20 protein-coding genes are annotated in these 21,384 nt (G+C 55.3%); 12 read left to right on the forward strand and 8 right to left on the reverse strand.

Going from position 1 to position 21,384, the window contains the following annotated elements:
* The first annotated feature begins 230 nt into the window (after window positions 1-230).
* The 7 genes from cofG to ACHZB8_RS12825 are packed head-to-tail and all read left to right on the forward strand — an operon-like array spanning window position 231 to window position 6,808.
* On the forward strand, window positions 231-1,436 hold the full coding sequence (gene cofG, locus ACHZB8_RS12795; RefSeq protein WP_316860876.1) for a 7,8-didemethyl-8-hydroxy-5-deazariboflavin synthase CofG: 1,206 nt from the start codon (window positions 231-233) through the stop codon (window positions 1,434-1,436).
* Window positions 1,433-2,710 (forward strand): 5-amino-6-(D-ribitylamino)uracil--L-tyrosine 4-hydroxyphenyl transferase CofH, encoded by a 1,278-nt coding sequence (cofH, locus tag ACHZB8_RS12800; protein WP_316860877.1) that lies wholly within the window; start codon window positions 1,433-1,435, stop codon window positions 2,708-2,710. Before cofG ends, cofH begins: the two co-directional genes overlap by 4 nt.
* Entirely contained in the window at window positions 2,707-3,675 is a 969-nt protein-coding gene (cofD, locus tag ACHZB8_RS12805) for a 2-phospho-L-lactate transferase (protein ID WP_316860878.1), read from the forward strand. The genes cofH and cofD overlap by 4 nt, the downstream gene beginning before the upstream one ends.
* Window positions 3,672-4,322, forward strand: a complete 651-nt coding sequence (gene cofC / locus ACHZB8_RS12810) for a 2-phospho-L-lactate guanylyltransferase (RefSeq protein ID WP_316860879.1) — start codon at window positions 3,672-3,674, stop codon at window positions 4,320-4,322. Before cofD ends, cofC begins: the two co-directional genes overlap by 4 nt.
* Window positions 4,319-5,095: a coenzyme F420-0:L-glutamate ligase gene (gene cofE, locus ACHZB8_RS12815; protein WP_316860881.1), complete on the forward strand. Its 777-nt coding sequence runs from the start codon at window positions 4,319-4,321 to the stop codon at window positions 5,093-5,095. The genes cofC and cofE overlap by 4 nt, the downstream gene beginning before the upstream one ends.
* Window positions 5,092-5,760: an NADPH-dependent F420 reductase gene (npdG, locus tag ACHZB8_RS12820; RefSeq protein WP_316860883.1), complete on the forward strand. Its 669-nt coding sequence runs from the start codon at window positions 5,092-5,094 to the stop codon at window positions 5,758-5,760. The genes cofE and npdG overlap by 4 nt, the downstream gene beginning before the upstream one ends.
* Window positions 5,761-5,806: 46 nt before the next feature.
* Window positions 5,807-6,808 (forward strand): TIGR03842 family LLM class F420-dependent oxidoreductase, encoded by a 1,002-nt coding sequence (locus tag ACHZB8_RS12825; protein WP_316860885.1) that lies wholly within the window; start codon window positions 5,807-5,809, stop codon window positions 6,806-6,808.
* Window positions 6,809-6,978: 170 nt separating this feature from the next.
* On the opposite strand, the gene ACHZB8_RS12830 is transcribed toward ACHZB8_RS12825, so the two are convergent.
* Together ACHZB8_RS12830 and ACHZB8_RS12835 are read right to left on the reverse strand one after the other, a co-directional pair.
* Entirely contained in the window at window positions 6,979-7,191 is a 213-nt protein-coding gene (locus ACHZB8_RS12830; RefSeq protein ID WP_316860887.1) for a hypothetical protein, read from the reverse strand.
* Window positions 7,192-7,362: 171 nt separating this feature from the next.
* Window positions 7,363-8,106 carry a FadR/GntR family transcriptional regulator gene (locus ACHZB8_RS12835; RefSeq protein ID WP_316860888.1) on the reverse strand — a complete coding sequence of 248 codons (744 nt, stop codon included), beginning with the start codon at window positions 8,104-8,106 and terminating at the stop codon, window positions 7,363-7,365.
* Window positions 8,107-8,580: 474 nt separating this feature from the next.
* Between ACHZB8_RS12835 and ACHZB8_RS12840 the strand changes: the two genes are divergently transcribed.
* Window positions 8,581-9,729, forward strand: a complete 1,149-nt coding sequence (locus ACHZB8_RS12840) for a mandelate racemase family protein (RefSeq protein ID WP_316860890.1) — start codon at window positions 8,581-8,583, stop codon at window positions 9,727-9,729.
* A gap of 230 nt (window positions 9,730-9,959) precedes the next feature.
* A complete protein-coding gene (locus ACHZB8_RS12845; RefSeq protein ID WP_316860892.1) occupies window positions 9,960-11,567 on the forward strand; it encodes an ABC transporter substrate-binding protein in 1,608 nt (535 codons plus the stop codon).
* A 175-nt stretch (window positions 11,568-11,742) separates the two neighbouring features.
* On the opposite strand, the gene ACHZB8_RS12850 is transcribed toward ACHZB8_RS12845, so the two are convergent.
* From ACHZB8_RS12850 to ACHZB8_RS12875, 6 genes are all read right to left on the reverse strand, one after another.
* Window positions 11,743-12,777 carry a CocE/NonD family hydrolase gene (locus ACHZB8_RS12850; protein WP_316860893.1) on the reverse strand — a complete coding sequence of 345 codons (1,035 nt, stop codon included), beginning with the start codon at window positions 12,775-12,777 and terminating at the stop codon, window positions 11,743-11,745.
* On the reverse strand, window positions 12,761-13,507 hold the full coding sequence (locus ACHZB8_RS12855; protein WP_316860895.1) for an ABC transporter ATP-binding protein: 747 nt from the start codon (window positions 13,505-13,507) through the stop codon (window positions 12,761-12,763). The genes ACHZB8_RS12850 and ACHZB8_RS12855 overlap by 17 nt, the downstream gene beginning before the upstream one ends.
* The gene (locus tag ACHZB8_RS12860) at window positions 13,507-14,361 is read right to left on the reverse strand and encodes an ABC transporter ATP-binding protein (RefSeq protein WP_316860896.1); all 855 of its coding nucleotides are present in this window, start codon (window positions 14,359-14,361) and stop codon (window positions 13,507-13,509) included. Before ACHZB8_RS12860 ends, ACHZB8_RS12855 begins: the two co-directional genes overlap by 1 nt.
* 4 nt (window positions 14,362-14,365) lie before the next feature.
* Window positions 14,366-15,268, reverse strand: a complete 903-nt coding sequence (locus ACHZB8_RS12865; protein ID WP_394706192.1) for an ABC transporter permease — start codon at window positions 15,266-15,268, stop codon at window positions 14,366-14,368.
* A gap of 2 nt (window positions 15,269-15,270) precedes the next feature.
* Complete coding sequence (locus tag ACHZB8_RS12870; RefSeq protein ID WP_316860897.1) at window positions 15,271-16,293, reverse strand: ABC transporter permease; 1,023 nt, start codon at window positions 16,291-16,293, stop codon at window positions 15,271-15,273.
* A gap of 389 nt (window positions 16,294-16,682) precedes the next feature.
* Window positions 16,683-16,964, reverse strand: coding sequence for a hypothetical protein (locus ACHZB8_RS12875; RefSeq protein ID WP_316860898.1), 282 nt, complete (start codon window positions 16,962-16,964; stop codon window positions 16,683-16,685).
* Window positions 16,965-17,563: 599 nt separating this feature from the next.
* Here ACHZB8_RS12875 and ACHZB8_RS12880 point away from each other — a divergent pair.
* From ACHZB8_RS12880 to ACHZB8_RS12890, 3 genes are read left to right on the forward strand one after another with little or no spacing between them, the layout of a single operon-like run.
* Window positions 17,564-19,096 carry a TolC family protein gene (locus ACHZB8_RS12880; RefSeq protein WP_316860899.1) on the forward strand — a complete coding sequence of 511 codons (1,533 nt, stop codon included), beginning with the start codon at window positions 17,564-17,566 and terminating at the stop codon, window positions 19,094-19,096.
* On the forward strand, window positions 19,096-19,905 hold the full coding sequence (locus ACHZB8_RS12885) for an efflux RND transporter periplasmic adaptor subunit (RefSeq protein ID WP_316860900.1): 810 nt from the start codon (window positions 19,096-19,098) through the stop codon (window positions 19,903-19,905). The genes ACHZB8_RS12880 and ACHZB8_RS12885 overlap by 1 nt, the downstream gene beginning before the upstream one ends.
* Window positions 19,906-19,914: 9 nt before the next feature.
* Window positions 19,915-21,384 carry an efflux RND transporter periplasmic adaptor subunit gene (locus ACHZB8_RS12890; protein ID WP_316860901.1) on the forward strand — a complete coding sequence of 490 codons (1,470 nt, stop codon included), beginning with the start codon at window positions 19,915-19,917 and terminating at the stop codon, window positions 21,382-21,384.

The raw sequence follows: 21,384 nt of genomic DNA on the forward strand, positions 1-21,384 counted from the left end.
CAACCTCGAGGAAGACACCGGCGGTCCGGCTTCGGGCCAGATCGCCGGAGACGAGCGGAATCCAAGGCATGAAGACCCTGATCGGCGCGGCTTTTTCAAAAGTCTCGCAACGGGGAAGCTGTATCTGGCGATCGCTGCCGTGACGGCCTTCAGAACACACGGAATTCCGGCAAAACCGAAGTGATGCAACAGCAAATTGGCAAATACGCGAGCATTTGGAAGAGTTGACCATGTTGGACGAAACACTGTTCGAGACTGATCATACCACCGGGCATTCCGGTGTAGCCGAGGCCTTTGCCGTTGCACAAGAGACTTGCCGGTTCGAGGAAGCGCCGCTCGAGGGTTTGATGCAACGGGCCAGCGCCATCCGGGATAGCCATTGGGGCAAGCGTATCACCTATTCGCGCAAGGCCTTCGTGCCGCTCACCAACATGTGCCGGGACACTTGCAGCTATTGTACCTTTGTCAAGCATCCGGATGATCCCGAAGCGCGGATCATGACCCCCGAGCAGGTTCTGGCGACCGCTCGCAAGGGCGAAGAACAGGGCTGCAAGGAATTGCTCTTCAGCCTCGGTGAAAAACCCGAGCTACGATACGACAAAGCGCGCAAGGCGCTCGCCCTTCTGGGCTATGAGCGCATGACTGACTATCTGGCTGACATGTGCGCGCTGGTGCTTGAGGAAACCTCGCTGCTGCCCCATGTCAATGCGGGCACGCTCAGCGATGATGAACTCAAGACCTTGCGCCCCCACGCGGCCTCCATGGGCATGATGCTGGAAACCATTTCAAGACGCCTCACGCAAAAGGGTCAACCCCATTATGCCTGTCCGGACAAGGTGCCCTTGCAGCGCCTGCGCACGCTGGAACGCGCAGGACAAAATCAGGTGGCCTTCACCACTGGCCTGTTGATCGGCATCGGAGAAACCTTTGCCGAGCGGATCGAGGCCTTGCAGGCAATCAACGAGAGCCACAAGCGCCATGGCCATATTCAGGAAGTCATCATACAGAATTTCCAGCGTAAACCGGACATCGCCATGGCCAACCATCCTGAGCCCGATCTTGAGGATATGCTGAGAACCATAGCAACGGCTCGCATCATTCTCTCGCCCGACATCAGCCTTCAGGCTCCGCCCAATCTCAGCGAGCGGCATATCGCCTATCTCGCGGCGGGCATCAATGATTGGGGCGGCATCTCGCCCGTTACCATCGATTTCATCAATCCACAGCATGCCTGGCCACAAATCGACCAGTTGGCCAGCGCTTGCACGGATGCCGGTTTCACGCTTTCCGAGCGCCTCACCATATATCCCACCTTTCTCAAAGCGGGATCGGGCTTTCTGTCCCCCGGTCTGTCCGCCCGCGTCGCTGCCATGGCCTCCCATGAGGGGCTGGCAAGCGATCAACGTCACTTGGCTGAAGGAGACAACATCGCATGACTGACACTTTTGATATTGCCCCGGTTCCGGGTCCTGCCCCTGAAGCCACCACGACCAGCCCGCATGTGCGTGCGATCCTCGACAAGGCCCTGTCAGGTGAGGAGATCAACCAGAGCGAAGCCGTTGTTCTTTTCAAGGAAAATGGCAAAGCCGACAAGACCGCGATCTATCATACCGCCGATCTTTTGCGCCAACGGGCAAAGGGCGATCTGGTGACCTTTGCGGTCAACAGGAATATCAATTTCACCAACATCTGCTATATGGGCTGCAAATTCTGCAATTTTGCCAAGCGTGCCGAGGATGTGGATGCGGTATGGCATTCGGTGGAAGAGGTGGTGCGCCGGTGTCACGAGGCCTGGGATCGTGGTGCGACCGAGGTCTGCATTCAGGGCGGGCTGCACCCGAAGCTTCCCGGCTCCTATTATGAAGATCTGTGCAAGGCGATCAAGGCGGAGCTGCCAGACATGCATCTGCATGCCTTCTCGCCCTATGAGGTCTGGTATGGTGCGACGAAAAGCCGGATGCCCTATCGCGACTTCCTGCAAAGGCTCAAGGATGCCGGTCTTGGCACCATGCCCGGCACGGCCGCCGAAATTCTCGACACCGAGATCCGCAAGCAGCTGACCAAGGACAAACTGACCACCGAGAAATGGATCGAGATCGTCCGCACCGCACATGAGGTCGGCATCAAGACGACATCGACCATCATGTATGGTCATATCGATGCGCCGGAACATTGGGCCGCCCATATCGACCTCATCCGCTCCATCCAGAAGGAGACCGGCGGCTTTACCGAATTTGTCCCCCTCTCCTTCCAGCATGAAGGAACCGAGCTCTACACCAGCTATCCGGGCAAGGTGCGCAAGGGGCCGAGCCTCGATGAAATCGACAAGATGCATGCGGTGGCGCGGATCATGCTGCATGGCTGGATCGACAATATTCAGGTGTCATGGACCAAGCTCGGGCCTGCCCATGCCATGGCGATGCTGTCACGCGGAGCCAACGATCTTGGCGGCACACTGATGGAAGAGAGCATTTCGCGCTCAGCCGGAGCTGATCACGGACAGGAAATCACGGCCTACGAGCTGGTGCAGATCATTCGTGCATCAGGCCGGGTGCCTGCCAAGCGTGCGAGCGACTATCGCATTCTGGAAACCTATGAGCATCACGATCCGGTGCCTCTGGCGCCTCTCATCGACCGGGCCGGAGCTGATCCGCTCGATTTTCTCGAGATGGTTCCGGTCGCTGCGGCCAAAATGGAGGCCGCTGAATGAGCGAGGTGCAAAAGACCCGCGTGACTTTGCTGGCCGGTGGTGTCGGAGGGGCGAAAATGGCCGAAGGGCTCGCCGCCCTTGACGATATCGATCTGACGATCATCGGCAATGTCGCCGATGACGATGCCTTTCATGATCTGTGGGTGTCACCGGATATCGATACACTGACCTATAGCCTTGCCGGTCTCATCGACCGGAGCAAGGGCTGGGGCGTGGCCGATGAAGGAAACCGGGCGCTTGATGTGCTCAAGACACTGGGTGAGGATACCTGGATGTTTCTGGGCGACCGGGATTTCGGCCTTCACATCTACCGCACCATGCGGCGCGGGCAAGGGGACCGTCCGTCCGATATTGCGGCAGATGTGGCTCGAGCCTTTGGAGTGGGCCCAAAGATACTTCTGCCCACGGATGATATCGTCCAGACCAGGCTTGAAACCGATATCGGCGAGCTTGGCTTTCAGGATTATTTCGTACGCGAGCAATGCAAGCCTGACGTCAGCGCTCTGCATTATGTGGGCGCGTCGAAGGCGACCCCCACCGATGAGGCGCTTGAGGCCCTCGCCTTGGCCGAAATTATTGTCGTGGCCCCCTCAAATCCTGTGCTCAGCATTGCGCCGATCCTTGCCATACCGGGCATGACAGAGGCTCTCAAGGCGTCATCAGCTCATAAGATCGGTGTCAGCCCCTTCATTGCGGGCAAGGTCGTCAAGGGGCCAGCCGCAAAGGTCATGGCCTCTCTTGGCCTCAGAGCCGACAGCCTTGGCGTTGCCGAGCAATATCAGGGTCTCATCGACATACTGGTGATCGATGATCAGGACAAGGCTCTTGTTGGTGACATCGAAGCTTTGGGCATCAAGGCGCCAAGCTGCGACATTCTGATGAAGGACGCGGAGGACAAAAAGCGGCTTGCCCGTCAGGTGATGGACTGGGCTCTGTCAGCCTCATGCGAGGGAGGGGCAGAATGAGCGTGCAGTCTCAGAAAATTCTTCTGGCGATCCCGATGAAGGATCCGCGCGAGGCCAAAAGTCGTCTCTGTCTTGCGCTGACGTCTCGGCAGCGGGCCGAGCTTGCAATCCTGCTTTTCCTTGATGTCGTTGCCTGCGCCAAGGTCGCCACAGAGCGCCTGCCGCAGAGATCGATTGATATAGCGGTAATCTCATCGAGCCCCACTATCAAGACGCTGGCTGACGCGCAAGGTTTGAAGTGGATTGATGACACCGGGGCAAAGGGCCTCAATGCCTCGCTTGAGCTTGCAGCCAGTATGGCCAGTGAAGACGGTTACGATTTCCTCTGCATTCTGCCCGGAGATCTTGCCGATCCAAAACCGTGCGACCTTGCGCAGCTGCTCGATTATCCTTCGCACAGCAAGGATGCCGTCATTTGTCCGTCCGTGGATCTTGGGACCAATGCCCTTTTGGTGCCGCTGCCCTGCCCGATTGCCTTCGCCTATGGGGAGAAATCCTTTCACCATCATTATCGCGCTTGCATCGATGCGGAGCTATTGACCGTGGTCCTGCCCCTGTCGAGCTTGCGGCGTGATGTGGATACGCTGATCGATCTGCACTATTTGCAGAGCCTGCGCCCCGGCGAGCGGTTCTGGAGTGAGGCATGATGATGACCAATCTTGCGATTACCGCCATCCCGAATGTGCCTGATATCGAACATGGTGACGATCTCGCCCGCATTATCGGCGACTGTCTCCTTGCGTGCGATCTCGCTCCGCAAGAAGGCGATATTCTTTGCGTTGCCCAGAAGGTCTTTTCCAAAGCAGAAGGCTGCATCATTCCGCTATCCTCTGTTACGCCCTCAGAGGAAGCATTGCGCTATGCCGATGAGCTTAACAAGGATGCGCGCAAGATCGAGGTGGTGCTTCGGGAAAGCACCGAAGTCGTGCGGGCCTTTCGTCATCCCGGCAAGGAAAGCGGCACCATGATTTGTCGCCACCGGCTTGGCTTCATTTCAGCCAATGCAGCGGTGGACGAAAGCAATTTTGAACAGGATGAAGCGGTGATGACCCTACCGCCGGACCCGGACAAGAGCGCGAGGGACATGCAGCTTGCCCTTGAGGCGCGCTTTGGCTGCCGGGTCGGTGTGGTGATGACGGATACCTTTGGCCGGCCCTGGCGTATCGGTCAGGTGAATGTGGCCATCGGCCTTTCTGATGTTCCGGCCACCCTCAAGGACCATGACAAGGTGGACGCCTGGGGTCGCCCGATGATGGTCACCGAAGCGGCCTTTGCAGATGAGCTGGCGGCGGCATCCGGCCTTGTGGTGCGCAAGGCAGCAAAAACCCCGGTCGTCCTGTTTCGCGGGCTCGACTGGGCCCCGACCCAAAGCAGTGCACGAGACCTATTGAGAGTCCAGAAAGAGGATATGTTCAAATGACAATCGCAATTATCGGCGGAACCGGCCCTCAGGGTCAGGGTCTTACCCTTCGCTTTGCAAAAGCAGGCATACCGGTGGCTCTTGGCTCCCGTGATCCGGCCCGTGCGGCCGAAATCGGCGCGGCGCTCAATGCAAAATTGGGAGAGGATGCTGCCACCATCACCGGACTTGGCAATGAAGAAGCGGTGAAGGCGGCTGACGAAATGGTCCTTCTGGCCGTTCCCTTTTCGGGCCATAACAAGACGCTGGCCGCGATCAAACCACTGCTCGAAGGCAAGATCCTTGTCGATATCGTGGTGCCTCTCAAGGAAGGCGACCCCAAAAAGGTCGACATGCCGCCCGAAGGCTCTGCCACAGAGGCGGCTCAGGCCCTGCTCGGCCCGGACATTCCGGTCATCGGCGCCCTTCACAATGTGTCGGCAACGACCCTCAACCGGCTGGATTGGGCGATCAATTGCGACATTCTGGTTTGTGGCAACAGCCTGGAGGCGCGCAAGAAGGTGATGGGCCTCGTCAAGGCGCTGGGCGTCACACCCTACAATGCGGGGGACGCCGAGGCGGCCCGCTGCATCGAGGCCATAACACCGATCCTGATCCGGACCAACATTTCCAAACAGGTGCCTTTCAGCCATGCCGGCATAAAAATCTGGGCACCAGACCACTGATAACACCAAAACAAACAATCAAATCACCGAAACCCTGGAGAGAGAGATGGACTTTGCAATTTGCTTTAAAGGCTTTGTAGAACCCAAGCGGGCGCGGGCTCTGGTGCGTCAGGCCGAAAATGCCGGCTTTACCCACTGCTGGTTCTATGACAGTCACATTCTTTGGCGCGAAAGCTACATGGCGATGGCCATGTGCATGGAGCATACCAGCAAGATGCGCTTTGGCCCGTGTGTGACCAACCCCAACACCCGTGACTGGTCGCTGGCGGCCTCGATGTTCGGCTCGCTGGCCAAACAGTCCGAAGGGCGCTTTGATATCGGCCTTGGCCGTGGTGACAGCGCCGTGCGCGTGATGGGTATGAAGCCTGCTCCGCTCAAGCGTCTTGAAGAATTCACCCATGTGGTCAAAGCATTGGTACGCGGTGAAGAGGCTCAATATGGCGAATGCCCCGAGCCAGTCAAATTCCCTTGGGCCGAAGGCTATGAGCTGCCGGTCTGGGTCGCTGCCTATGGCCCCAAAGCCCTGAGCTCTGCCGGCCGCGTAGGCGATGGCCTGATCCTGCAAATTGCCGAACCAAGCATCGTCAAATGGCTTGCTGACACCGCCATTGAAGAAGGCAAAAAGGCTGGACGTGACATGTCAGACTTCAAGGTCATGTCTGCCGCGCCTGCCTATTTCGGCTCCAAGGAAGAGTGCATCGCGGCCACCCGCTGGTTCCCGGCGATGGTGGGCAACCATGTTGCCGATATCGTCGAGAAATATGGCACCGAGCGGGATGACATCCCCCCTGCGCTCACCGCCTATATCAAGGATCGCAAAGGCTATGACTATTCCAAACATGGCCAGAGCGATAATCCCTATCTCGATTTCATCACCGACGAAATCATCGAAGGCTTCAGCGTTCTGGGATCCGCCGAGGAGCATATCTCCAAGCTGAAAATCCTGAAAAATGCCGGGGTGACCCAGTTCAACATCTATCTGGACAATGGCAAGGAAGAGCAGATCATCGCCGAATATGGCGAGACCATCATTCCCGCCTTTTCCTGATCAAGCGGCCTTGCCGCGGCTCACCCTTCTGGCGATATCGTCAAGGGGCTGGTGCCACCGGGCAAAGAGGGCTGGGACACAGGCGGTCACAAAAACAGAGGGCGCAACATTTTGCGCCCTTTTTCATTTCTGGTGAGGTGTGCAATGTCCAAGACGGGCCCAAGCCTGACCTACCGGTCGTAATCGCTCCACTTTTTAAGACCCTGCGCAATGGCGCTCATGGCGAGCTCATCGACCACCTTTAGGGTGACCAGTTCGCCGGATTTTGCCGCTGCCAGATTCTTCTGAGCTGTCACACGACTCCAACCAAGTGTCTTTTCAAGATCCAGTCCGGTTTTGATACCGACCCGTTCCATCCAGAAGAGAAAATCTTGAGCCTCCATCGCACCTTCCCCTACAGCATGCATGCACTTGCTTTTGTTTATCTGTGTTGGAAAATAATGGTAGCAATGGATATCAGAGGGATCAAGCCGCTCGTCAAAAGACCTGCCCCAAACAGGCACCTTGCAGCTAACAGATCCTTATTCCCGTTGGTCATCCATTCAACAGAAAGCCTAAACGATGAGGCTTTCCCGAAGCAATTTTCTATAGCGGTCGAGCGCACCTTCCAGATGCACCTTCATGGCCTGTTCGGCAGCCTCGGAATCTCCGTCGACAATCGCCTGCAAGATCAACGCATGCTCTTTATGCAAATGCGGATTGGGATGAATGCGCCGTCTTTCATCGGCCCCGGACAGGTCCTTGCGCGGGATGATACCTGAGCGGATCATCGACAGAAATTGCGGAAAGCGCTTATTTTGCGTGGCGACGGCGACTTCATAATGGAACTGGAAATCCGCCTCATAGGGCCATTCCTCAGCCTCCATCAACTCGCCGACCACATTGTGGGCGCGCAAAATGCTTTCGATTTGCGAGGATGACCGACGGGCAGCTGCGAGACCGGCTGACCGGATTTCAAAGGCCGAACGCATTTCAAGAAGTTCGATAACTTCCGAGATGCGATCAGAAGACAGATCGGCAAAGGGGTGGTCCTGCTTGGCATCTCTTGGGTCAAGGACAAACACGCCAGACCCTTTTCTCGCCTCGACCAGACCGTTTGACCGCAAGATCGCGATGGCCTCACGGACAACGGTTCGACTCACCTCGAATTGTCTGCCAAGTTCCGCTTCGCTGGGCAGGCGGTCACCGGGAATATATTTGGCGGTCACGATTTCTCGGCGTAAATGGTCACTGATGCGGCTAACCAGTGTCTGTGCCTTTTCACCTTTTTGTCTGTTTTGTGCAACCTGAGTGACCATTTCTCGCCTTTCTAGACTGTAACAGGACCGGCTAGCGCTGCCTTGGGGCTTCTTCCGATTGTGCCAGCAGATATCCAAAGCTCTCGCCAGTACATGCCAGTTAACTTTCAGGGCGCATGATCAGATGTCTGTCTGCCTGATTTGCAACCCATATGATTGTCTACCACGTTTTTCTATCGTTTCAAATTCTTGAATTTTTCATCCGCTTCTCTTGTTAACCTTTGAATCATCACGGACAACTCAGGTTTCCGGTTGATCATCACCCCTTTGCCCGCTTGTTGCAACATCGGTTTGTTTCGGGGACTTGTCGCACGCTCCGAGCCCGGTGCAGTTCGCCTGTTTTCCATGCTATCATAAAATCTATATGAATAATATCAATATCTGTATGACAAATATTGACCTGCCCGGAAAAAACATCTACAAATGTGTCGTATAGATTAGTAGCCACCCTCGGCTATGGGAGAATCACGAAACATGATTATCAAGGACGTTGCGGTTACAGTCTTTTTGACCACGACGCGTCGGCACTCCGACAGCGCGGGACACGGACATCCAGGCCCCGCAAAGCAAGTCGAGCAAGCCATGCTCACCATTCGCACAGAAGACGGCCACGAGGGCTATTCCTTCTGTCCTCCTGAGATTATTCGGCCCCATGTGGTTGATAAATTCGTCAAGAAGGTGCTGATCGGGCAGGATTGCCGGGATCGGGAGCGCCTCTGGTACGATCTCGCCCATTGGCAGCGCGGCTCCGCCGCCCAGTTGACTGACAGAACACTTGCAGTGGTTGATTGTGCCCTCTGGGACCTTGCGGGCAGAGCGCTCAACCAACCTGTATACAAGTTGATCGGCGGCTATCGCGACAAGATGCTGGCCTATGGCTCGATCATGTGCGGTGACGAGCTTGAAGGTGGCCTTGCCACGCCGGACGATTACGGCCGTTTTGCCGAAACGCTTGTCAAACGCGGCTATAAGGGTATCAAACTGCATACCTGGATGCCCCCCGTCAGTTGGGCTCCGGATGTAAAAATGGACCTCAAGGCTTGCGCAGCGGTTCGCGAAGCCGTTGGCCCGGACATCAGCCTGATGATCGATGCCTTTCACTGGTATTCACGCACCGATGCCCTGGCTTTGGGGCGGGGTCTTGAGAAGCTGGACTTCGACTGGATCGAGGAACCGCTCGATGAACAATCCCTGTCTTCCTACAAGTGGTTGACGGAAAATCTCGACATTCCCGTGATCGGGCCGGAAAGCGCTGCGGGCAAACACTGGCATCGCGCCGAGTGGGTCCGTTTTGGTGCCTGCGACATCCTGCGCACCGGCGTCAATGACGTCGGCGGGATCACGCCGGCAATCAAGACCATGCGCATGGCTGAAAGCTTCGGCATGAATTGCGAGGTGCATGGCAATACCGCGATGAACCTGCATGTGGTTGCTGCCTCTAAAAACTGCCGCTGGTATGAACGCGGTCTGCTGCATCCATTCCTCGAATATGATGATGGCTTCGACTATCTCAAGTCCCTGTCGGATCCGATGGATAACGAAGGATTTGTCCATGTGCCGGATCGTCCGGGACTTGGCGAAGACATCAACTTTGAACACATCGAAAACAATCGCGTTCGATGATCCCCTTTCCTGTTGATCACCCGATATGTGGGTGGTCGACAGGTCCGGCGTGTATGGAAGTTCCCTTTCACGCCGTCTTTGCTTTGCGGTGCAGGAAGCACGTTTTTTGGAAAGAAACGCAAAGCAAGTTCAAGAGCTGAACCAGTCGATGTCTGACGAACCCCGTCAGAGACCGTGGCTCTGGTTGCAGATTGCCTGAACAAATTCATTGATTGTCAATGGGAGGAACCATGAAGAAACTACTTGCAACCGTCGCCTTGAGCGCCTTTCTTATGACGGGTGCCGCAGGCTTCCAAAGCGCTGCCGATGCCGCAACGCCAAAGGATCAGCTGATCGTTGCCTTCAATATGAACAACGTGCTGACCATGGACCCGGCCGCCATCACCGGCGGTGAAGCTGTTCAGATTCTCAACAACGTGTATGACAGCCTGGCACAGCTCAACCCTGAAACCCGTGCGCTCGAGCCACGCCTTGCCGAAAGCTGGGATATTGCTCCGGACAACATGTCCGTGACCTTCCATCTGCGCAAGGATGCCAAATTTGCTTCTGGCAATCCGGTCACCGCAGAAGATGTTGCCTTCAGCCTGAAACGTCTGTTGACGCTCAATCTGGCACAGGCTTCCTATCTGAAATCCCGCGGTTTCAAATCCGAAGATATCGACAAGTATTTTGTCGCCAAGGATGCCAACACCTTCGTCCTGACCTTGCCGAAAGAAGATGACCCCAAACTCATCATCATGGTTCTGACTCAGGCTGGTCCCGGCTCGATCCTTGATTCAAAACTGGTCATGAGCCACGAAAAAGACGGCGACATGGGCCGCGATTGGCTTGCCAACAATTCGGCTGGCTCGGGGGCCTTTGCCATCAACAAATGGCGGGCAAACGAATATGTCATCCTGAACCGCAACGATGGCTTCTGGGGCGGCAAATCTGAAATGAAGCGCGTGTTGATGCGCCATCTGCCAGAATCTCAAACCCAGCGTCTGGGTCTGGAACAGGGCGATATCGACGTTGGCTTCTCTCTGGCAGCGCCTGACCTCAAGGCTCTTGAAGTCAAAGAAGGCCTGAAGATCGAAACCGTTCCAAGTGCCGGTTTCTATTATCTGGCCGTGTCTATGAAAGACGAACGCTTTGCCAACCCGAAAGTTCGCGAAGCACTGCGCTATCTCATCGATTATGATGGCATCAACGAAACCATCATGCCTTACTTCGGTGTCAAGCGTCAGCGTCCGATCAACTCCGGAGCCTTCTCGGCCATGGAAGATCCGGGCTTTGCAATCGACCTGCCAAAAGCACAGCAACTGCTTGCTGAAGCTGGATATCCTGACGGCTTCAAAACAAGCATTCGCGTGATCTCCACCCAGCAGTTCCTTGATGCGGCAACAGCCATTCAGGGTACACTGGCCCTTGCAGGCATTGAAGCCGAAATCATCACCGGTGGTGGCAGCCAGATCTATGGTGCCATGCGCAACCGTGAATTCGAATTGCTCGTTGGCCGCGGTGGTGGCGGACAGTTCCCGCATCCGGACAGCAACCTGCGTGCTCTCATCTACAACCCCAACAATGCCGATGAAGCAAAATTGACCAACTATCAGGGTTGGCGCACAAGCTTCTTCAATGAAGAACTGAACGGCATTATCGAGAAAGCTCTGGTTGAACCCGACAAGGACAAACAGATCGAGCTTTACAAATCTGTTCAGACGAAAATGGAAAAGGACATCATTCCGTCCATTCAGCCATTCTCTGAACGCGTTGTCACGGCGGCCTACCAGGCAAACGTTCACCATGTGATCGTCAACCCTTGGGTTTGCCGCTTCGAGGGTGTCACAAAAGACTAACGTTCCCTCCATGAACGTATAAAGCAAAACCCCAAGAACACCTTGTGGCGGATCCCTGAAGGATCCGCCCTTTTTGTTTTGAGGTGAGAGTGGTTGGAGCCGCTTGCGCCCTACCCTGCCGCATTCGACCTTGCTCTTGCCAACATCTACCGCAGCGCTGTTTGTGGCTACGGTGTCAGCTCAGTCTGTGCTCAAGGAAGTCGACCGCCTCGACAAGGCAGTCTGACGGGCAAGTATGGCCTTTGTCATGAAGGGCATGGTCAGGAAGTGGGCCGCCGCCCGCATTGCAGATGCGAGACACTTTTTCCCAGGCCGTCTGAACGCTTGCAAGAGGCATATGCCGGTCACCGGACCCGGATCGGAACAGCATCGGTTTGCCTGCGCCCAGACCTGCCATATCGGGAAAATCCAGCGCGCCAGCCAATTGCGGATAGAGAAAATAGTAGGCTGACTGGCCACGCAACAATGGCGCAGTGGCGACCATCAGATCCTTGCGGCACGCCAGCCAGCTGAGACTCGCCAAAGCGCGGACCTCGGGGCAGAGAGCGGCCAACTGCCATGCCCGAAAGCCCCCGAATGAAAAGCCGAACGTGCCGATACGACGGGCATCGATCCGGGGATGGTCTGCAAGCCAGCGGGCGGCCTCGCAATCCTCGGCAGCGACAAGGCCGGCAAGGCTGTAACCAAGGCCCATGGCGTTGGCCGCAAGGGCCTGCTGACTCTCATAGCCACCGCAGAAACGGGATCCCCAGCCAAGGGCGTCCATTGAGAAAACCGCAAATCCGCGCTCTAGAAAATGGGAAGCCGGGCTTTGCCCGTCATAGAATTTCTGTTGAAGGGCTGTCGCTTCATCCCGCCTGAACAGCTTTTTCCAGCCGATGTCGAACACGCCGCCATGATCATGCATCAGGATGATGGCCGGATATGGCGGGGTTCCCTTTTCGGGCAGGCAGAGAATGGCCTCGCTTTGCGCGCCCGTGGCAAAGGTCAGGCGATGGCTCGCCCCGAACCGCTCACTGGTGGGAAGGCACTCGCCTTTTGCTGTGGTCTCGAAGGGGGGCAATGCGTCACGCCAAAGGGCCATGGCCGCCTCTCTCCAGGACGCAAAAGACCCTTGCCAGTCGGCAAAGGTCAGTTTTGGGCTCAGATTTTTCCTGTGCTCTTCCAGAAAATCGGGAAGAGCAACAGAGGCATCAGAGATTTCGCTCATAGACAAGGCTCGCCTCGATCAGCTCTTTGGCGTAAGGCGCTGTCGCGTCATTGCTTGGTATGGCCGACCGCGGCAGGACCTCGACAATGTTGCCCTGCTGCATGACAGCAAAGCGATCACACATGTGATCGACAACAGCCAGATCGTGACTAACGATGATATAGGTGAAGCCTTTTTCCTCACGCAGGCGGACCAACAGGTTGAGGATCTCGGCCTGCACCGAGACATCGAGCGCCGAAGTCGGTTCATCGAGCAGCAGAATATCGGGGTTCAGGATCAGAGCGCGGGCAATGGCCACCCTTTGACGCTGCCCACCGGACAACTGGTGCGGATACCGATCAAGAAACTCGACCGGCAGACCCACCTCGATCATCGCCTGTTCCATTCGCTCCTGATGATTATCGAGCTTGTGTATCTTCAACGGCTCAGACAGGGTGGTCCGCACCGAGTGGCGAGGATGCAGAGACCCGTAAGGATCCTGAAAGACCATCTGAATGGTGCTGCACCGCTCGAAAGGGGCCATTTCGCGGATCGATTTGCCATCAATCTTGATGTCGCCGGACCAATTGGAAAAAAGCAGCGCAATGCAGCGCAGAACCGTGGACTTTCCCGATCCGCTTTCCCCGACAAGCCCGAAGCACTCGCCCGCTTTCACATCGAAGGAGACGTCTGGCAGAATGACAGCAGAACCAAGCTGGATTCTGACATTTTCCAAAGACATTGATTTCATTATATCACCTTCACATCTTTCAGCCATTCGGGGCTTCGCTCAAGAACCGGCAAGGGGTCGCGGCTGCCCCCGATATGAGGCTGGGCGGCCAAGAGCCCTTTGGTATAAGGATGCTGTGCATTGCCCAGCTCGGACGCCTTGAGGGATTCAACGACCTGACCGGCATACATGATCAGCACGCGGTCGCAGAAGTTGCGGACAAGGTTGAGGTCATGGGAAATCATGATAAGGCCAATGCCCTTGTCGCGGACCAGAGCATCAAGAATATCGAGCACCTGAAGACGGACAGTCACATCGAGTGCCGATGTCGGCTCGTCGGCGATAACCACCTTGGGATCGGTCAGCAGCATCATGGCAATCATGATACGCTGCCCCATACCGCCGGAAACCTCGTGCGGATACAGCTCATAGACCCGCTGCGGATCCCGGATCTGCACCGACTCGAGCATGGCGATCGTCTTCGCCTTTGCTTCGGACTTGCTGCATTTCACATGGGTCCGGTAAGCCTCGGCCACCTGGGGACCGCACTTCTGGATCGGGTTGAGCGAGAATTTCGGATCCTGCAAGATCATCGAAATCTGTCGACCGCGAACATGAAGCATGTCCTTTTCCTGGGTCTTGAGCAGATCGATATCCTGAAACTGCATCCGATCTGCGTTGATGTCCGCGGTTGGCAGCAGCTTGAGAAGCGCGCGGCCAACTGTGGATTTGCCCGATCCGCTCTCGCCCACGATACCAAGGCGCTCGCGGCCCAGATTGAAGGAGACATTGCGCACCGCATCCTGCGGCGTTCCGCGATAGCGAATAGAGAGATTCTCAACCGAGAGAATGGGTTTTGAATTTGGCTCTTGCATTTGCTTATCTCCGGTTCAGCTGTTTGGGATCAAGCGCATCGCGCAGACCGTCGCCAAGCAGGTTGAAGCCAAGCGAGACACAGAAGATGGCGACACCGGGGAAGGTAACAACCCACCAGCTGTCGATCATGTAACGGCGTCCGGTGGCGATCATGGCACCCCATTCCGGCAACGGCGGCTGAGCCCCAAGACCAAGGAAGCCAAGACCGGCGGCTGTCAGGATGACCACGGCCATATTCAGCGTCAGACGAATGATCACCGAGGGCAGACACATGGGCACAATCGACTTGATGATGATGCGGAACCCCGAAGCCCCCTGCAATTTGGCTGCCGCAATATAGTCGGTCTTGCGGAAAGTCAGGGTTTCAGCCCTTGCAAGACGGGCAATCGGGGGCCATGCCGTAAGCGAAATGGCGATGATCGCATTGTAAAGGCTGGGACCAAGGGCGGCAACGAATGCCAGCGACAGGATCAGCGAAGGGAAGGACAGGAAGATGTCGGTAATCCGCATCAGGACCGTATCGACCCGACCGCCAAGATACCCCGCCACGGTTCCGATTGTCAGACCGATTGGGCCAACCACAATCGTCACGATGCCGATGATAGTCAGGGAAATGCGCGTACCATAGAGAAGGCGGCTGTAAATATCACGCCCCAGCTCATCGGTGCCGAAGAAATGCTCTCCGCTCGGGGCCTGCAAGGCATTGGGCAGATCCTGAAGATAGGGGTCATGAGTTGCAAGCAGTGGGCCGATGATGGCCAGAATGATCAGCGCCGCAAGAACCAGCAGACCGTAGGCAGAGGTTGGGTGCTTCAGAAGAAACATCACGATATTGCGCAAGGCGATGACGGGTTCAGGAAGTCTCGAGGACTTTTTGATGTCAGGTGTCAGATTGGGATCAGTCATGATTATCGGGTCCTCGGGTCAAACACGCGGTACAGAATGTCGGAAATCAGGTTCAGCGTGGTGAAGATGACCCCCACGATCAAAACGCAGGTCATCAGCGAGTTCATATCGCCAATCATCAAGTTGCCGACCAGATAGGATCCGAAGCCCGGCCAAGCAAACACCGTCTCGATCAGAATGGACCCCTCAAGGAGCGTACCGAAGGCGAGAGCGACAATGGTGATCAGCTGGACACGAATATTGATGAAGGCATGGAACCAGATGGTCTTGCATTGGCTGAGACCCTTCACCCGGGCAGTCGTGATATATTCCTGGTTGATCTGGTCGAGCATGAAGCTGCGCGTCATACGGGTTATGAAGGCCGCAGACGAATAGCCCAGCAAGGACGCAGGCAGGATAATGTGCCTTAGGGCGCTATAGAAGATATCCCACTCCCCGGTCATGGCACTGTCAAGCAACAGGAAGCCGGTGACGTTGGGTTCCAGACCGATATAGAACTGGCTCATTCGGCCCGAACCACCAACCCAGCCCAGTTTTGCGTAGAAAATGATGAGGGCAATCATGCCAGTCCAGAAAATGGGCATGGAATGGCCCATCAGGCTGAAGACACGAATGACCTGATCGGGCCAACGATCCTTGTAGACCGCTGCGATCATACCAAGGGTCACCCCAAGGGTGGCACTGATGACGATGGCGAAGGTTGCCAGCTCGATGGTAGCGGGCATCACGTGAATGATGTCCTCCAGCACAGGCTGGCCGGTTCGCACGGATGTGCCGAAATCCAGCGAGACCATATCGCGCAAATACATCAGGAACTGTTCCCACATGGGGCGATCAAGGCCAAGCTGCCGATAGACATTCTCATAGACTTCGCGTGTCGCTTCTTCACCCACGATCGCGCGAACCGGATCGTTTGGCATGATACGCCCGATGATGAAAGTCAGAGTAAGAAGGCCCAACAAGGTGACAGCAATCGTCGAAATCTTGCTTGCTGCGGCCCTTAGCTGGTTCTTATACGCAAGCATGCGCTTCCTCCCAGGTTGAATGAAAATACCGAACGCGTGATCCGGCACTATTTCTGTCATATATATTTAAATATCTGTCATACAGAAATGCCAGAGTCAAGGAAGAAGGAACAATGTGGACGCTTTGATGGCAGGTTTCACCAGATTTAGCAACCAACCTCCCGCATGCTCCAGCCCTACGGTGGTCCATCGAGACGAGCGAAGGGCGGAAATCGGCATTGAACGTCAAGAAAATAGACCATCTCTATGACATTCCGACAACCCGACATGCGGCTAATCCCATGAGCAACTTCGCCTCGCCTCTTCATGTGCATTCGGCCTATATGATCCATATACGACCGGCCGAACGGTCTGACAAATTTCTATCCTCTTGACCAAAACCAAAAGAGTCAAACCTGCCAAAATGGCCTGAGAACGGCCATTTTGCTGCCGTGAAGCGCTTTGCCGCGAAACCAGTTGTCTGGCACCTTTGATATCCGGCACCTTTGATATCTGGCACCTTTGACGAATTCGGGATAGGGCTCCCTGCCCATAACAGCGATGAAGCGCCCATCGCATTCAGAATCGGGACTTGTCGACAGAAGAACCGGCATGCACCAGAAACCGGCAGGCATCAATCCGAGACGCGTGACGCTGCATGGAATGGCATTCTGGCCTCTTGAAATGCTCACAATGGCATTTCGCAGGCAAGCAGGCAGGATTTTTACCCTATATTTGCAACCCATCACATTTTAAAAAGTAAAACCCCTTACGGAAACACGCTAGGGTTTTACTGTGCCCTGACCAGTTTTCGTTAACAGTCCAACGCCACACATCCCACGCGCCAAGCGCGGAAGTGGCTGAAAGATTCAGTCATTGCAATTTAAAATGCATCAAACAAATCTCTTGGCGCGTGATGTCCGCGCCAGATCGCGCAGGGAGCCAAGGGGACACGGTATAGAATTACACTGTTAAAATTACTGATCTTTTTGTCATCTCCCTCGCGCCCGCTTTTTCTCTGGAGGCGACATGCGGGGGATATCTGCCAAACTGCCAGAAACTTTTTTTGAGTTTTACGCACTTGTTAAAAACCCCAATCGAAATCAAAAATTAAAATACTTCCATAGCTAGTTTCAATGAAAAATTAACCATAAAAGCCTTAAACACAGGGTTGTAATGTCTTGATTGCATGAGCCATTTTTTACCATTTCGACAAGAAATGGAGCCTGAAATCTGGCTAAAGATCAAGAGTTTGAAACGTTTCAGAAGCAGGTTCGGATCAATAGCCGCAATGACATCAGCCCGTTCAGTTCTGGTCTTGTCTTTGGCCCTTGTCACAGTGGCAGGATGTTCGCACAAGCCGCGCGCTCTCTCCGATTCCATTTTCAGCAAAAGTGCCAACTATTACTATCACTCCGTCTCGCATCAGGACCCGATTGCCGAACCGCTAACCTTGTATGAAGCCATGGCCAGGGCCCTGAAATATAACTGGGACTATCGTGTACAGGCTCAGGAAGCGGCTTTTCGCAAGTCCGAGCTTGTTGTTTCCAGCTACTCCATGCTTCCCGAAGTCGCCGCGAATGCCGGATATAGCGGCAGAGACAATATTCTGGCCTCTGACAGTCTTGACCTGCTGACCCGAGAACGCAGCGGAGACTCCTCCTCCTCCCAAGACAAGGAAGTCGGCACGACCGATATCAGTTTTGGCTGGAACATCCTCGATTTCGGCCTGTCCTATATCCGTGCAAAGCAGTTGGGGGATCGCTACTGGATAAGCCAGGAATCCCGTCGCAAAGCCATGCAGAAGCTGCTTGAAGATGTCCGCACCAGCTTCTGGCGAGCCCAGGCCTATGAGCATCTTTATGGACAGCTCAAGGCTTTGCATCGGCGCGTCGAGAAAAATCAGTATAACAATCGACTGATTTCTCAGAGCGGCAAGACGCCGAGATTGCAGGCGCTCATCGCCGAACGGGAGTTGGTGGAAATCAAGCGGGCACTCAACGGCTTGCAGGAAGAAATCCGCAATTCAAAGACGAAGCTTGCCGCGCTCATCAATATCCGGCCCGGTACGGATTTCAAACTCGTGGCCCCAAAACATGAAAAGATGCCGGTGGCATTGCCCCTCGGCCCTGACGAGTTGACGATGATCGCCCTCAGGGACCGCAGCGAAATCCACGAAAAGCTTTACCAGCAACGGATCAACCAGCAAGAGGCGCAGGCAGCCGTGTTGCAGCTCGTGCCCAGCCTCAAGCTTTATACGGGCCAGAATTCAAGCAGCAATTCCTTCCTCGTCAATGCCAACTGGGTCGACTGGGGCGCGGCGGCAAGCTGGAATCTGTTGCAGGTTTTCCAGTATCCGGCCCAGAGACGCAGCCTCAAGGCACAGGACAAGCTGCTGGACATGCAGACCAAAGCCCTCAGCATGAGCATCCTGTCGCAGGTTCATATCAGCCAGATCCAGTATCAGCAGGCACGCCAGAGCTACAAGATCGCTTCGGAATATCTCAATGTTCAGCGCCGCCTTTTGCGCCAGATCCGCCTGGAGTTCAAGGCCAACCGTGTCGGGGAACAGAAGTTGCTGCATGAAGAACTCAACAGCTTGATCGCAGAAACGAAATATGACCTTGCCTATGCAGACCTACAGAGTGCATATGCCCAGATTTTCAGATCGATCGGATGGGACCCGTGCCATCCCGACGATTCCCGCAAGAGCGTCGAGGAGTTATCCGCTCAGCTTGAACGCGCCTGGACAACATCCCAGCTGGACATGAAGGCCAAGAAACCCCAACAGGTTTCCTCTGAACCGAGAAAGAAAGCACGCTGATGTTGAAGCACAAAAAGCAACGCCTGTCCGGTGCCATCCTTCTTGGAGTGATCTGTGTCGCACTCTTTTTCACCACTGTGCATCTCTCGATTGGTGCAGCTCAGGATACGAATGCTGCCCTGCCTGAAATGCCACCCGAGGCGTTGATGCCAATCCGCGGTGTCGTGCGCGCCGAAAAGGAAGCCAAACTTTCAACCGAGTTGAGAACACGGGTTAACCGCATTGCCTTTGAAGCAGGGCAATCCTTCAAAAAAGGAGACAGTCTCATCGAGCTGGACTGTCGGGGACCTCGGGCGGAGCTTCAGGCAGCCAAAGCGCAACAGAAAGAGGCGCAATTGCAGCGCGATGGCACCGCCTTTCTGGTCAAGAGAGGAGCTGGCAGCCGGCAGGAGCTGGGAATCTCCGAAGCCCGGCTCGAACAGGCCAAGGCGCAGGTCGCGATTCTGAGTGCCAGAATCGAGCAGTGCAATCTCAAGGCTCCGTTTGATGGGGCTGTCTATGAACTCAATATCATGGAAAGCGAAATGACGGCGCTGGAAAAACCATTGCTCAGCATCGTGTCGAAAAACAATCCCTATATCGAGTTGATCGTACCCTCGAACTGGCTTGCCTGGTTGAAAATGGGCACCGAGTTCGAGTTCCGCGTCGATGAGACTCAGGACACGTTTCGGGCGGTTGTTGACCGGCTCGGAGCCAAAATCGAAGCAGGCAGCCAGACGATCAAGGCCTATGCCCGTTTTGCGTCGGACACATCGAACATTCTGGTAGGAATGAGTGGGGTGGCACAATTTACAAAGCCGAACGAGTAGAGCAAGCCCGTGAACAACACAAATGAAGCGCTCGCCTCTTCTGCTCCCACAACAAAGCAAGAAATCAGGCGACCAGCAAAAAAGGCAGACACTCCAGCCTCAGGCCCTTCCAAGAGCAGAGATCCTTCGGTTGTGCGCTCCGAGGAGGTTGCCCTTTTGCGCCTCATACTGGCAATCGAGGCGGAATGTCGACGTGCAACAACGCCCAAAGCGTTGAATTTCCTGATTGCCAACGAGACACGCAAGCTCAATCGCGCCAGGCAGATCTTTGTTTTTCGTCAGAAAACCCATCTCAAGCTGGAGGCTATTTCCGGTCTGGCGGAGGTCAATCAGAATTCTCAGCTCGTACAGGACATTCGTACATTGCTCAAGCTCGTGGAAGACAGGCACGGACTTGAAACCGCTCTGAGCTTCCAGAAAGCCGATTTGGCCAAGCCCCATCATTCATTGCTTCAGACCTATCCGTTTGACAAGTTGCTCTGGATCCCCTTCACCACCCAGGACGGGGAGATGATCGGGGGGATGCTGCTGACCAAGGAGCAGGACTGGAAAAAAGGTGAGATCGCCACTGCCTCGCATGTATCAGAAGCCTTTGCCCGCTCCATCCAGCTCTTGTCCAGCAAGCCCATCATTGCCCGGCAATCCATCTTCAAGAGTCTGAGAAAAAACATTTTTTTCCTGATAGTCGGAACAATTCTGTTTGTCGAGTTGATGCTCTATCCCACGGCTCTCACCACCATGGCCCCCATGGAGGTGACCGCCCATAAGCCCTTTATCATCACCGCGCCCTTTGATGGCAATATCGAGGCGGTGCTTGTCCATCCCAGCGAAAAGGTCAAAAAAGGACAGGCCCTTCTCAATCTGTCCGAGACAAAATTGCGCAAGGCCTATGATGTCGCGACCCGAGAGGTCGAGGTTGCCAAGGCGCGTCTGAAAAAAATCGGCCAATTGGCCTTTGGCGATGACACGCAACGACAGCAATTGCGCCAGGCGATGGCGGATCAGGAATTGAAAGAGGTGGAGCAGGCCTTTGCACGCGATATGCTCGAGCAGGCCCGCATAAAGGCGCAACTTGACGGAATCGCCGTATTTGCCAACGAGCAGGAGCTTATAGGCAAACCGGTCAAGACCGGGGATCAGATCATGCAAGTGGCGGATCCGAGCACCGTGGATATCAGGATCGATATCCCGGTCCGTGATGCGATCGTGCTGAAAAATGATGCCGAAGTGAAAGTCTATCTCGATACCGATCCCTTGAATGCCCGAAGCGCTCGCATCGTCTCGGCCGATTACAAGGCTCACGAGACAGCCAACGGAACCATGGCGTTCAGCGCCATAGCGCATTTGACAGGCGACAGCTCCAATCCGCCCCGAATAGGAAGTCGCGGAGTGGCTCAGATCCATGGTGGCAAAACGGCTCTTGGACTCTTCCTGTTCCGGCGCCCCATTTCCGCTTTCAGACAATGGGCAGGGCTGTGA

The sequence above is a fragment of the uncultured Cohaesibacter sp. genome, from assembly GCF_963556055.3.
Classification (GTDB): domain Bacteria; phylum Pseudomonadota; class Alphaproteobacteria; order Rhizobiales; family Cohaesibacteraceae; genus Cohaesibacter.